This is a genomic window from Bdellovibrio svalbardensis, assembly GCF_029531655.1.
GTDB classification, from domain to species: domain Bacteria; phylum Bdellovibrionota; class Bdellovibrionia; order Bdellovibrionales; family Bdellovibrionaceae; genus Bdellovibrio; species Bdellovibrio svalbardensis.
The window spans coordinates 231,813-244,504 of record NZ_JANRMI010000003.1; the positions used below are offsets into that span (position 1 = coordinate 231,813).

The 12,692-nt window shown below is 45.6% G+C and carries 13 protein-coding genes; all 13 read right to left on the bottom strand.

All coding sequences use genetic code 11. From position 1 onward, the window contains the following. Positions 1–7: 7 nt before the first annotated feature. The 13 genes from NWE73_RS11220 to fliD all read right to left on the bottom strand — a co-directional run bounded on the left by NWE73_RS11220 (position 8) and on the right by fliD (position 12,552). Entirely contained in the window at positions 8–1,210 is a 1,203-nt protein-coding gene (locus NWE73_RS11220; RefSeq protein ID WP_277578416.1) for a pyridoxal phosphate-dependent aminotransferase, read from the bottom strand. Positions 1,211–1,243: 33 nt separating this feature from the next. Beyond that, positions 1,244–1,726 (bottom strand): pantetheine-phosphate adenylyltransferase, encoded by a 483-nt coding sequence (coaD, locus tag NWE73_RS11225; protein WP_277578417.1) that lies wholly within the window; start codon positions 1,724–1,726, stop codon positions 1,244–1,246. Next, entirely contained in the window at positions 1,719–2,297 is a 579-nt protein-coding gene (rsmD, locus tag NWE73_RS11230; RefSeq protein WP_277578418.1) for a 16S rRNA (guanine(966)-N(2))-methyltransferase RsmD, read from the bottom strand. The genes coaD and rsmD overlap by 8 nt, the downstream gene beginning before the upstream one ends. Continuing rightward, positions 2,294–2,647 carry a response regulator gene (locus NWE73_RS11235; protein ID WP_277578419.1) on the bottom strand — a complete coding sequence of 118 codons (354 nt, stop codon included), beginning with the start codon at positions 2,645–2,647 and terminating at the stop codon, positions 2,294–2,296. Before NWE73_RS11235 ends, rsmD begins: the two co-directional genes overlap by 4 nt. A 24-nt stretch (positions 2,648–2,671) precedes the next feature. Next, positions 2,672–4,477 carry a PAS domain-containing sensor histidine kinase gene (locus tag NWE73_RS11240; RefSeq protein ID WP_277578420.1) on the bottom strand — a complete coding sequence of 602 codons (1,806 nt, stop codon included), beginning with the start codon at positions 4,475–4,477 and terminating at the stop codon, positions 2,672–2,674. 148 nt (positions 4,478–4,625) lie between these two features. Then, complete coding sequence (locus NWE73_RS11245) at positions 4,626–5,309, bottom strand: hypothetical protein (protein ID WP_277578421.1); 684 nt, start codon at positions 5,307–5,309, stop codon at positions 4,626–4,628. Continuing rightward, complete coding sequence (locus NWE73_RS11250; RefSeq protein WP_277578422.1) at positions 5,296–6,756, bottom strand: glycosyltransferase family 9 protein; 1,461 nt, start codon at positions 6,754–6,756, stop codon at positions 5,296–5,298. The genes NWE73_RS11245 and NWE73_RS11250 overlap by 14 nt, the downstream gene beginning before the upstream one ends. Positions 6,757–6,779: 23 nt before the next feature. Next, positions 6,780–8,390: a glycosyltransferase family 9 protein gene (locus NWE73_RS11255; RefSeq protein ID WP_277578423.1), complete on the bottom strand. Its 1,611-nt coding sequence runs from the start codon at positions 8,388–8,390 to the stop codon at positions 6,780–6,782. Between the two features lie 25 nt (positions 8,391–8,415). Next, positions 8,416–9,021: a polyamine aminopropyltransferase gene (locus tag NWE73_RS11260; RefSeq protein ID WP_277578424.1), complete on the bottom strand. Its 606-nt coding sequence runs from the start codon at positions 9,019–9,021 to the stop codon at positions 8,416–8,418. Positions 9,022–9,029: 8 nt separating this feature from the next. Further along, positions 9,030–10,097 (bottom strand): tetratricopeptide repeat protein, encoded by a 1,068-nt coding sequence (locus tag NWE73_RS11265; protein ID WP_277578425.1) that lies wholly within the window; start codon positions 10,095–10,097, stop codon positions 9,030–9,032. A gap of 176 nt (positions 10,098–10,273) precedes the next feature. Beyond that, positions 10,274–10,699, bottom strand: a complete 426-nt coding sequence (locus NWE73_RS11270) for a flagellar protein FliT (protein ID WP_277578426.1) — start codon at positions 10,697–10,699, stop codon at positions 10,274–10,276. 17 nt (positions 10,700–10,716) lie between these two features. Beyond that, positions 10,717–11,124, bottom strand: a complete 408-nt coding sequence (gene fliS / locus NWE73_RS11275; protein ID WP_277578427.1) for a flagellar export chaperone FliS — start codon at positions 11,122–11,124, stop codon at positions 10,717–10,719. Positions 11,125–11,181: 57 nt separating this feature from the next. Next, complete coding sequence (gene fliD, locus NWE73_RS11280; protein ID WP_277578428.1) at positions 11,182–12,552, bottom strand: flagellar filament capping protein FliD; 1,371 nt, start codon at positions 12,550–12,552, stop codon at positions 11,182–11,184. Positions 12,553–12,692 lie beyond the last annotated feature (140 nt).

A 12,692-nucleotide genomic window follows, 5' to 3' on the forward strand; every position in this document is an offset into this window, starting at 1 on the left:
CATTTTTTTATGATAGCTGAGAAATGAAATCTTTCATACGAGTGATCGCACGCTTCATGGTCTCTTCCGAAACCGCAAAACTCAAGCGCATGAATCCCTCAGAACCGCACTCGACTCCAGGAACGGTCGCTACAAAGAACTTCTCGAGTAAAATATCACAGAAGTCTTTGGAGGTGCGAATATGGCGATCACCAAAGTTTTTTCCCAAGCAGGCTTTGATATCCACCCAATAGTAAAAAGCACCTTCCGGGTTGGCGACTTTGAATTGTGGAATGCTTGCAAACTCTGCCAAGCCCGAGTCTTTTCTTGCGATCAATTTTTTTACCACTTCCGCAATATCTGGTTCACAGTTTTTAAGAGCAGCCACAGCGGCGTGCTGTGAGATACTTGAAGGCGATCCCGTCGATTGGCTTTGATAGTCGGCCATTGCGGTGATGAGCTTTTCAGGGCCCGCCGCCCAACCGATTCTCCAACCGGTCATAGAGTAAGCCTTCGAACCACCATTCACAACAACCGTGCGATCACGCAGATCCGGTGCCACTTGCAAAATATGCGGAGCTACAGTTGTTCCATCGAACACCAAGCGGTTGTACATATCATCGGAGATCACAACCACCTGAGGATGTCTTCTTAAAACATCTGCAAGTGCCTTCAGCTCTTCCGCAGAATATAACAAGCCCGTCGGATTGCTGGGCGAACAAAACAAGAAGCCTTTGGTTCTGGCGTTAATGGCTTTTTCTAGTTTTTCAGGAGTGATCTTAAAGTTTTCATCTTCGCCGCATTCAACAATATGAGGAACGCCATCCGCCAGTTCTACCATTGTGGGGTAGCTGACCCAATAAGGTGTCGCAATGATCACCTCATCGCCAGGAGAGCAAATCATCTGCAAGGCTGCGAAAACGATATACTTTGCACCGGAGGCCACGGTGATTTCTTTTGTCGAATAGGCCTGGCCCAATTCATTCTTAATCTTTACACCAATAGCCTGACGAAGTTCGACGGTTCCATTGGCCGGAGTGTATTTCGTAATACCTTTTTCAATAGCTTCAATTCCCGCTTTCGAAGGAATATCAAAAGTCGGCCAATCTGGCTCTCCTACCGTCAAAGAAATCACATCATGTCCCTGGGCCGCAAGTTCCTTGGCTTTTGCCACCAGGAAAAGGGTCGGAGACGTTTTCAGATTTTGCGCTCTTTTCGATAGTTGAACCAAGTTCGACTCCTATTTTGCCCACTGCTTCTGCAGCTACTTTTTCAATTTCTTCGCCATCGCATCAATAACCACATCGGGAACCAAGTCGGTCAAAGCACCACCATTAAAGGCCAATTCTTTCACACCGCGAGATGAGATGTAGTAGTACTCGGGGCTGGCGAACACCAGAAGCGTTTCTATCTCTGGCGCAATTTTCTTATTCATATTCGCCATCGTCATTTCATATTCAAAATCAACCACCGCACGCAACCCTCTGACGATGACTTGAGCGTTGTGCTTTTTCATATAATCCGTGGTCAAACCTTTGAAAAAATCCACTTTGACGTTTTTTAAGTGCGACAAAGATTTCTCAATCAAAACTTTTCGTTCTTCCAGTGTAAACAAAGCACTCTTTTGAGAAGACTCTGCGACCAACACGATCACTTGATCATAAAGTGGCGACATTCGATTAATAATATCCACATGCCCCATTGTGATCGGATCAAAACTTCCAGGGTAGACTGCAATCTTACTCATGATCTTCTTCTTCCTTCAGAGCGCTTTCGTGACAGAACATACTCAAATACTTATCGCCGTAATCTTTTTTACTAAAACGAACTAAAGATCCATAACGATCTTCCATTCTTTCTTTTGCTTGCGACTCAATCGCCAACTGAGTATTCGGTCCGAAAGCAGCACTGGTACTGGCAGCTTCCATCACATCGTGAGCCATTTTTTCAGTAAATGGCGGATCGGCAAAGATAATATCAAAAGCTTCCCCGGTGTATGCTTTCAAAAATGAAATGACATCCATATTAACGATTTTGTAAGAGCCCGGCGGCACTTTCAGTTTTTCCAGGTTTTGGCGGGTGATCGTTAAAGACTTGGGATTCTTTTCTACAAAGGTACAAAACCTGGCATCACGGGAAAGTGCTTCGATTCCCAAATTGCCTGTCCCACAGAAAAGATCAGCAACTTTGGCATCCCCAATATCAAACTGGAGTTTATTGAATAATGTTTCCTTCACGCGGTCGGTGGTGGGACGAATATGATCGGCCTTAAACGCCACCAACTGATGTCCACGATATTTTCCTGCAATAATTCTCATGACAACAAATCCTCAGCCATCTTTACGATAGCGAATATATCTTCAAATGGCTTCGGTACGAAGACATCGGCGCCCATCTGCTGAGCCGTCTCCATATTATGCTCTCCGGCAAAAGCTGACATCAGGACAACCTTTCCAGAACGCAGATGCCCCATCTCTTTAAGAACCTCGGGCCCATTCAGACCGGGCATCAAGACATCTAAAAAAACCAGATCCGGATGAACCTTCTTCCATTGTTCCAGTCCATCATTGCCATCCACGGCCTCAATGACCTCATGGCCTTTTGAGCGCAATGCACGACTCAGAGATCTGCGAACAAGAGCCTCATCATCAATCACCAAAAACTTCACAATAACCTCACAATAACTTAAGCCCTAAAGACTTTTCTGCGGAAGGGTTATTACAAAACAGGCCCCATGAGGTTTTATGTTTCGCACCTCAATGCCACCACCGAATTTCTCGATGATAGACTTAGACATACTTAACCCAAGACCCGTGCCATGTCCTTCTTTTTTTGTCGTGAAGAAGGGCTCAAAAATACGACGCTGAATTTCCACCGGGATGCCAGGTCCCGTGTCTTCAATTTCCAAAACAATTTTATTGCCGTCTTGGCGAGAACTCACACTCAAACGACCTGGATCCTTCATCGCCTGACAAGCATTGTTAATTAGATTGAACACCACTTGCTGTACCAAATGCGGCTCCACCAGAACAGTCTTATCCAGAGTCTGCAAATTCACGTCAAGACGATGTGTGCGCAGAGCCGACTTCACCATTGGCAAAGTTCTTTCCACAATCTCATCCACGCTAATATATTCAGCCGGCTGGTCTTCACCTTTTGAAAAGTCGAGGAGGTTTTTGATGATTCGTTGTGAACGTGCCGTGGCCTTTTCAATTTCCAGCAAATCCGAATAGAGATGCGATTTTTGATCAGCTTCCTGCAATAGCACCTGACTCAAAGAGCGCAAACCTGTCAGAGGATTATTAAGCTCATGGGCAATGTTTCCAGCCAACAAACCAATCGCGCCCATCTTTTCATTCTGCAGCATTCGCAAATAGAGTTCACGTGACTGGGTGATATCGACATACTGATTCACTACATTCGTAGGATTGCCGCCCTGGTCAAACTGCACCGGATAACTGTGCACCTGAAAGATGCGACCATCCACTTGGATCTGCCCACTTTGGGGCTTGCCCTCTTTGAGGGCTTGCGAAACCGGGCACCCTTCGCACACGCTTTTTCCATGTGCGAAACTTTCGTAGCATTTGTTTTGCAGAAACTTATCACTAAATTTACGATTGGCGCGAACCACGCTGTAGTCAATATCCACGATCGCAATCGGATCCCGCATGCCGTCGAAGGTTTTCTCCCAACGGTACGAGAACGCTGAAAGTTGATTTTCCAAAAGAACACGGTCCAAGGCCATGCTCAAAGGGCGCATTCGATCCGTCATAAAATCAATGAAGGGTCCCATCTCTTTATCGCTTAAAGAATTCTCGATACACAGAATGGCTTCACCCTTGCCACCCAAAAGATGATTGGTGAGGCGAAGCTCTAAGGGCACCACGTAGGCCTTTACAAAAGGACGTCCAAAGTGATTTGCGAAATAGCGCACCAACTCTGCACTTGGAACCTGGGCCGACTTCGGGAATTCAAAACTGACAGTAGATTCAGTTTGCGTAAGATTTCCAAGCTGAAAGCTCATGAAAACTGTTTTGGCCTCTTCCAATCGATAGGCCAAAATGGGATCGCCAATCTTATGAAACTTGCGAATCTCTTTTCTTAAGATCACCAGAATGTCTTCAAAGGAAGTCTGCGTCGCCAAGTCCTTGATAAACCTTAAAAGCTGTCTTTCACGATTGAGCTTATCTCCCTCTTCCTGATGCGACATCTCGATGTACTGAGTTCTTTCATCAACCATGGCTTCCAAGGAATGGGTCAAAGCTTCGAGTTGCTTATTCTGATGCGAGGACTCTCTTAGCAGCAAAGAGCGAGAGAAAAACATGGAGTGCGTCTGCAAAGCATCTTCAAGCTGTGCCCACACCTCGCGCTCTGTGAGCGGCCAACGAATAAAGCGATAGACTTGCGCCTTATTAATCCCCTCGCGCACCTCTTCTTCAGACAGATCAGATGAAATATAAAAACGAGGGGCCATCGGCTGATATAGGCGCGCCTGCACCAACAACTCCAGGCCGTCACCGGTGCCGGAATCCTGGACTAAGATCGAGGAAAATTTCTGAGTTTGTAAAAGCGGCAGAGCTTCCTGGACGGAAGCCCTGATGATGATCTCAACTTCCCTTTTTTGAAAAGGAAAGAAGCGAGGAAGCCTAATTGGCGATACGTTTCCGACCCACAGTATCGGATCCAGTCTGTTTGGATTGGACAGTAGGTCCTGAGTATTCCCCATTGAGTGATTTCTCCAAAGCCTGCAAATGCTCAAACCACATTTGCAGAACGTTGTTTAGATCATACTCTAGGACATCCGCTAAAAGAACAAAATCCTTATTTTCCAAAGCGCGCAAAGCTTCCAAAACCGTTTTCTTGCTTTCATTCTCAGCTTTGAGCCAATCCACTGGACTAGCTACCAAGAACTGGTCGCCCATAAGTTCTTTCAAGGACATTACGCTATCAATCAGGAACTCACAGTTTTGCACGAGATCATGAATGGGCTTTAGCAGACCACTCAATCCCTGGGCGCGCATACGCTTCGAAAGGTTTTCCGTTCGTTGCATCAACTCAGGAAGAGCCTCAATCCAACCGCGCAAGACTGAACTCATCAAGTCGTTGCTGTTCTCAGTCAAATACTCAAGAGTTTCAATTTGCTCCAATGTCACAGTTCCGAAACGCTTTTCATCGGATTCACTGATCTCAAGGCCGTTGATCACATAACGACAAACCACTTGATTGGTGGAACGAAGATCATTCTCGATATCTTTAAAGACGCGAGAAAGATCAACATTGCCGTTATAAAAATTTCTTAGCTCTTCGCCAGATACTTTAAAGCGTTCCATCAACAACCTCCGCCTTCTTTTCTTCTTCTTGAGGAATATAGGCTCGAAGTTGCTGATTAAAGCGTTCATGGACATTCAAAGTTGCGGTGCGAATTTCCTCTTGAGTGCCCGGTGCCACGCGGATTTTCTCTGCATGGTACCAGTTAATAAGAGGACTCATCTCAGGGACGATTCGGCTAATCGTTTTAATGATTTCTTCGCCCTGCTCGATCAAAGGCGCCACTTTTTCAAGTCCCAGCACTGAGATCAAATTGAACTGCTCAATCATGAAGTTATTAACATCTTGAAGCTTCATGGCCGCTTGGATCACCTCCAAACGCTCTGCCATTGGATAACGCCCACCAAGGTAAATGGCTTGAACCAAGTTCCATTGGAAAGCTTCAATCGCTGTTTCGTCCTCCTTGGCATAGCTGACAAGGCCCGAAGTACGAATGACCAGATCCTGATCGACGATCCCCGCCAAAAGCTGGTTAATTGCGGAACCAATTCTGTCTCCGGAAAGATCTTGTTCGGTTTCACCTCTCAAGATGAAAGACAAACTTGCTTTCGGACCGGTTTCCCAGAAATTGACATTGCCAACACTGATATTCATTGTCGGAGTGTCCGTCAAAGAAGCAATGTGAATCGGCGCGCTGTCACATCCAATTAACAAATCAGATCCTTTGATGACTGCAAACAAATCTGAAATTTGTGTGCGCCCGACAAGGTCGAAAATGCGAAGACCTGAACACTGCGAAATAATCTCTCGAGCGTAAATTTGCTCTGCCCCCGCACCGATCAACACAACTGCCGCATTAGGATGAGCATCTGCAATTTGCTGCAAAGCGGTCGCCCAGGTTGTCGAAGACAAAGCTTTGTGTTTTTCACTCGCGCCCACATGCAGGACCATGTAGTTCTCTGGCAGATTGAAGTTATGAGCTTTGATTTCTGGCGCAGCCCAATCCTCCTCAATGTATTCGATATCCAGCATGGCAGCGAAAATATCCGCAAGATGCACACGGTTTGGCTTGTTAATACCCACCTGTGCATAAAAATAGGCGCTCATATCATCAGCGGGACGGAAATAACCGTCATCAAAGCGCGTATAGCCACTCACCCTCGTTGTTTCAGAGGAAAGCGCGTGGGTCAGATAGCTCGAGAAAGGTGAAAAAGTCAGATTGATAATCCAATCATACTTTTCAGCCTGCAAGGGCGCTGTGAAATCACTCATTCTTTGCAGAGCTTCATTGAGGTCGGCATTCTCTTGAACAAGTGGCGCCAGGATGTTGCCACTTGATAATGACAAATGCTTATCAATCGCCGTCAACCCTTCCACCGCTCCTTCAAAACGGGGGCGAGTCAGGAAATGAATCTCTGCATCAGGATGCAAACGGCGTACGGCCCGCACAGCAGGCCAGCTCATATAAATATCACCCAGTCTAGCGAGCTGAAGTATTAGAATTTTCATCTTTAACCTGTTCCTTTGCTAGTTCACTCAAAAGTTTCAAGTTCTCGGCTTCTGCGTTGTAGGACTGACTGTTCGTCAGTTCGTTGTAGGCCTGCTCGAGTTTCTTCAAAGCCACCGATAGATAATTGTCCAATTCCTGTTGCATAGTAGGCTCCTTCCGTGGAGAGGAATTCTAAGTAGCGAGTTAAGTTATTTCTAATTTCAATAAGCTCTCGCACTTCTTCGAGAGCTTGATGAACGCGGTCATAGATCTGCACCGGGTGCGAGAATCTTCCAACCAGGCTTTCCAAGAAATTTTGGAAATAGCCCGCGTCATCTTGTTTTGAGCGCAGGATGTCCTGCCCCACCATAATCAGTTCCGCCAGTTCACTGGATTGAACCGCCTTCTTGGCCAGAAGACTTTCACGCGAAGGCAAAGCTCTTTCTGCGCGCTCCAACCAAGAATTCAATTGCTGAGCCTTCTTCTTAGACTCCACAAGGATCTCAGGGAGGTTCGAGGTCTCCTGATTAAATTTTTGCGCTGCTTGCAGATACAAAGGTTCAATTTCCTGATGTCCTCTGTTCAGATAAAGACTCCACACGGCGCGTTCGAAATCGCGAACCTGTGAAGCTTTCTTTGGCTTCTCCCCGCCAAGTTGGTCCCACACCGCCGCAAAAACCTGATCTACACTTAGATCATCCGCACAAAGATGTGATTTTTGTGTGCAAGCTTGAGAGTGGTTGCACGGGGCGCAAGGCACCGCACTTGTCAGAATTCGACTCGCATCTGTAAAGGCGGAGGTCTTTGAAGGGTCACTGCTGCCAATGGCAATTTCCACCACCGGAGTTCCGATCTGAGCCGCCAAATGTTTAATACTGGTATCACCAGTCACTAAAAGCGCCGCATTTTGCAAATGAGCTTTGGCTTCCACCAAATCACAAATCACCAAATCATCGTCAGCAAAGACCTTCGACAACTGCTCGCGTTCGAAAGAAGCCCCCAAAATACTGACTTTGTAATCAACAAGTCCATTTTCAATTGTTCTTTTCAGTTGCTGGAAATTGTCCAAGCCCCAGTTCTTCTTCACATCGCTGGTAAGGCATTGAAACAAAACCACCTTGGACTTCTTTTTACTCTCGGTCTGAACAAGAGCTTTTTTGGGAGTTGGGATGTCGAAGGAATTACCCAACAACTCAATATAATGAAAGAGGGATTTTTGCGTTCCAGAAAAGCGATCGTTAAAATAACGAAGCCAACGGTTTTCCAAACCTTGGAACTTTCCATTGTCCTGGTACAATCCGCGTTTATCCGGAGAGGTCACAGCCCCTATCAAATAAGCACTGAGTTTATTGTGAGTGAAGTTAAGAACTTGATCATAGTTCTGCCCATTCAATTGGTTTACCAAAGCTTCCAATTGATTATAGGACCAAAGAATATTGAATTCAGCTTCACCCAAGCCTCTTTGGAGAGATTCCCGATCAAAGGTGAAATAACGATCCACCACACCCGAAAGCAATCTTTCGATGCTCGCAAACTGTTTATTGAGCAGGACATGAATCTCAGCATCGGGATGTTTCTCGCGAAGACCACGCAACAGGGGTTCCTGCTGAATGATGTCACCCAAACGCAATAAAGAGACGACCAATATTTTCATCTATTTAACTCCAAAGCCCAAACGCCTATTTCACCAGCTCGCCAAGAGCTCTAAAAATTTGTTTTTTATTTTCGGGCATGACTGAGGCCTCCACGACAGGAAGCACATCTTTAATTGAAAGAAGATTATTGCTTTGGAAATACAAAGCTTTCATATTGATTCCAAATTCAGCAAAATGAAACTTTACTGATTCCGTCGTTCTGCCGGTCAAATGGGCGAAGAACTCTGAATACAGATTCACCTGGCTGCCCCAGCACTCACGGAATGAAATCACATAAGCACGATCACGCACAACATCCGCATAAAGATCTGACTTCATCAAATCCTGTACATTTTCCGCAATTAGAATGTTCACGCGACCTTCGAGCTCAGGGAATTGAGATCTAAAAACCGGGATCAAAGACTCACGAGAGTCCACCACCGTGATTTGCACCGTAGGATCCAAATCTGCCAAAGCAGAAATATGAAAACCTGAACCAAGACCTACGATCACCACATGATTTGAAGGAAATGCCCCCAAAGAGTAAACCCATTTTAAAGCTTCACCGCGAGGATCACGCAAAGAAGCCAGAGCTTGGCCTTCTTCGAAAGAAATAAGTGAAGATTCATGATTTTCTGAGAAAGTAATCATAGACATAATTATGCTGCCCTTTGCGATGAAGTGATTTTCTTTTTAAGCGCGCGAACTTCTTTATGATCCGGATTCCACAAGAGCACTCTTTCCATTTCCAGGAGGGCCTTGTCGATCTGACCGGTGGTGCAGAAAAGATTGATCAGAACCAAAGACATATCTTCGTCCTCTTCAACCTCACCAAGATAGTTTTGCAAAGCTTCAATGGCTTTCAACGTCTTGCCATCACGCAATCCCCAGTTCGCCGCCAGATGTGCAGCCGTTCTGTTTTGAGGCTTGATATCCAGCGCAGTTTCAAGGTTTGCCCAAGCGAGTTCACTGTCACCAAACTGGTTGTGAACCATTGCCAAACCGACCCACGCTTTATCATTTTCGGGATTAATTTCGACAGCTTTACGGAAGCAATACAAAGATTTGTCGAAGTCATTTCTTTGCACTTCCAAAGTTCCGAAATTCACCAATAACACGTCGGACTGAGTGTTCACGGTGTAAGCTTTATTGTAGTACTCTTCAGCACCATCAAAGTCGCCTTGGCGAACAAAGATATTGCCCATGTTTTTGTAAAGTTCGAAGAGATTGTCATCTTCCTCTGTTAATACAGAAAGAGCTTCAAAATATTTATCTAGAGCTTCTTGATCGCGTCCCACTTTATAGAGAGCTGTCGCCAACCCGAACAGGCTTTCAAAGCCATAGTCTACGGTGACTAAGTTCTTTCTGACGATCAAAGCTTCTTGCAGACGAGCCGTCTTGTCCAAGCAGAAGGCCAAAAGCTTCAGAGTCTCTGGATTGTTTGAATCGCGATTGCTGGCTTCACGCAAAAGATTCAATGCCAGTTTATACTCTCTGTGTTTTGCCAATATGCGAGCATTTAACAGATAGGTCGGAATTTTCGCGTCACGAGCCGGTGTTGGAAGATCTGTTTGAATTTCCGATTCGAAATCCGCGATCGCCTGTTGCGGGTCAAAATAAATTCTGCCAGCGCCTTCATTGAAATTTTCTATAGATGAGTTCTCACCTTGATTCTCGGTGATTTTGTCACTGGACTTTTGAACGAACTGATTTTCCAACATCTGCATGGATCTCCTCCGACGAAATGATGGAGCAACACAGATGCCAATGCTTCTTCTTGGATTTTATTGAATCTGAGGCAAGTTCAGCGTGGAGTCGTCATCAATATTGACTCTTTCACCGAACCCGCCGTCATATTTTTGTCGGGAAAAATTTTCCCAGACCGGTCTATTGGTCGTAAGACCTAAGCTTCTTCATTAAGGCGGTTTGTGAAAGTATTCACTTTATAACCGCTGATACCTTTGCGATTACGGCGAACTTCCTGCAATTCCTTAATGATTGAATTTTTCGCAGTTTCGATACAAGTCAGTACTTGAATGTCCTGTTCGATAATGCGAGTCACATATTCATCCTTGATGCTTAATGCTTCGCGAACCTGTGTGCGATCATTTTCCGTCAAAGTTGCATTTGGACCCATTTCGCCATGAGCCTTCTCGATTTGTGCATCCACGTATTTCAGCACATCCAGAATTCTTTCGCGAGTTTGATAAAAATGCTGCAAGTTATCGAATTGCCCTTGAGCAAAATTCGCCAACTCCACTTCATTCAAAGAGTAGAACTTTTCGAGATAATGATTTTTTTCGTTCAGCAACGTGATGATTCTTGTCATGTTCCCCTCCATGAAAATTAGCCCGCTTTCTTATCTGAGTCTTCAGTTTCTCTTTTTAGTTTTTCAACTGCCTGCACCCATCCATCATAGAGGGTCTGCAATAGCTTCAAGTTAGCTTGAAGAGGTGCCGCATCTCCGTTGATGTTGGCTTTCGTGTATTGCTCCATCATGAACATATAAAGCTGCTCCAGCTGAGAAGCGATGTCCCCTCCCACTTTGTGGTCCAGGGTATTGTTCAGCTCCATGACGATGTCAAAAGCCCGACCGATATTCATTCCACGATCAGCGATCTTCTTTTCTTCGATGGCTTTAATCGCCAACTTCGTGAACTTGATCGCCCCTTCATAGAGCATCAACAAGATCTTTTCGCGGCTCGCGCTTTGCACTGACGTCTGCTTATACTTCTGATATGCATTCTTGTTCATTGTCCCCTCTTCGTCCTTAACTTAAAAAAATCATCTTATCTATTCAGTAAGGCGGGATTAGCCGCCCTGTTTCGCCATTGCTGCAAACTTCGCCTGTTGAGCCTGCATCTCTGACATCTTTTGCTCGAGGTTTGCGAACTTCATGCGCAAACTGTCTTCTTTTCTTTCGAGCTGTCTTTCCTTCGTATCGATCCGTGAGTTGATCTGCTTAATCTGGCTTTCCAAGCCTCGTTTTCGGTTCGAGATCCCCCCGAACTGCCCGTTCGTAAGTGTTCCCACCATTCTCTTCACAGTCGCCACAAATCCTGTCGCAAATCCATCACCCCTAAAGAAAGCCGCCACCCCTTGTGGATTGGCATTCAGAACCTTGTTGAACTTGTCCTGGCTGAAATCCAAAGTACCGTTTCTGTTAAAAGTAATACCCAGCTCACTGATTCTTGTAATTGGTGACTGCACACCATTTACCGGAGCCAAGAGCGTTTGGCGCAGGGTGCTCTCTATCGAGCGAAGCAATCCATCGCCGCCCAAAGGACCCAAAGACGGATTTTTTCCGTTCGGTCCCGGCTGCAACTGATGTTGCTTCTGGATAAAGCCCAATGCTGCGTTGTAAGCATCGACAAAGCTTTTCACTTTGCCGCTGATCACTTCCAAGTTTTCTTTCACAGTCATGTTGATGGTTTTTCCAGGAGCCGCAGACTTCAAATCCAACGTCACGCCTGGAACCAAATCTGTCGATTTGTTTTCCGGAAGTTCAATTTCAAACCCGTCAACTTTTACTCTTGCGTTCTTTGAAGGACGAGATTGATCAAAGTACATATCTTGATCGCCATCCAACAGATAGATTTTTGGAAATGTGACTTGCTTGTCGTCCCCAGTTCCCAAACCCGAAACCAAAAGCTTAAACGGATTCTCCTTGTCCTTATGGTCCTCCAACACTTGGGCTTTCAATCCTACATTCGCGGCGTTGATCTGCTTAGAGACGCCCTCCAATGTAGAGTTCTTCCCATTGATATAAACTTCTTTCGTTCCATCCGGTGTTTCGAACTTGATATAGCCGACACCGATCTGAGTTTCATTTTTGTCTGGAAAACCGTTTGAAATTGCCGAAGGCTTTTCCGCCAACTGCAAAACTTCCAAAGAGTAGTTTCCTGGCACCGCGACCGCTGGATCAAGCTGTCCATCAACAACCGAGTTATCGCTCGTGATAAACTTCTTATCCGCAAAACCGCCATTACTTGTGAGCTCACCCAAGTTCTTGGTGATGTCATTCACCTTGCTCTCAAGCTCGCCGACGAGTTTAAGTTTGCTGTCCTTCTCGCCGCGCTTTTCTTCCATTTGCTTAACAGGAATACGCTCAGCATCCATCAGCTGATCGACTATATTCGGTGGTAGCCCAGAGGCCATGCCTGTTATGCGTATACCTGCCATGAATTTATCGTCTCAAATTCATACAGTGATAGTGAGTCAATTAAATGTCTGTAGAAAGGCCCAGCAGCATGGGTTTTTCGCCTCTAATGCGAATAAAGCTGCAGCGGTTTTGACAGGGGTCTTTGAAAGGATGTTTTTCA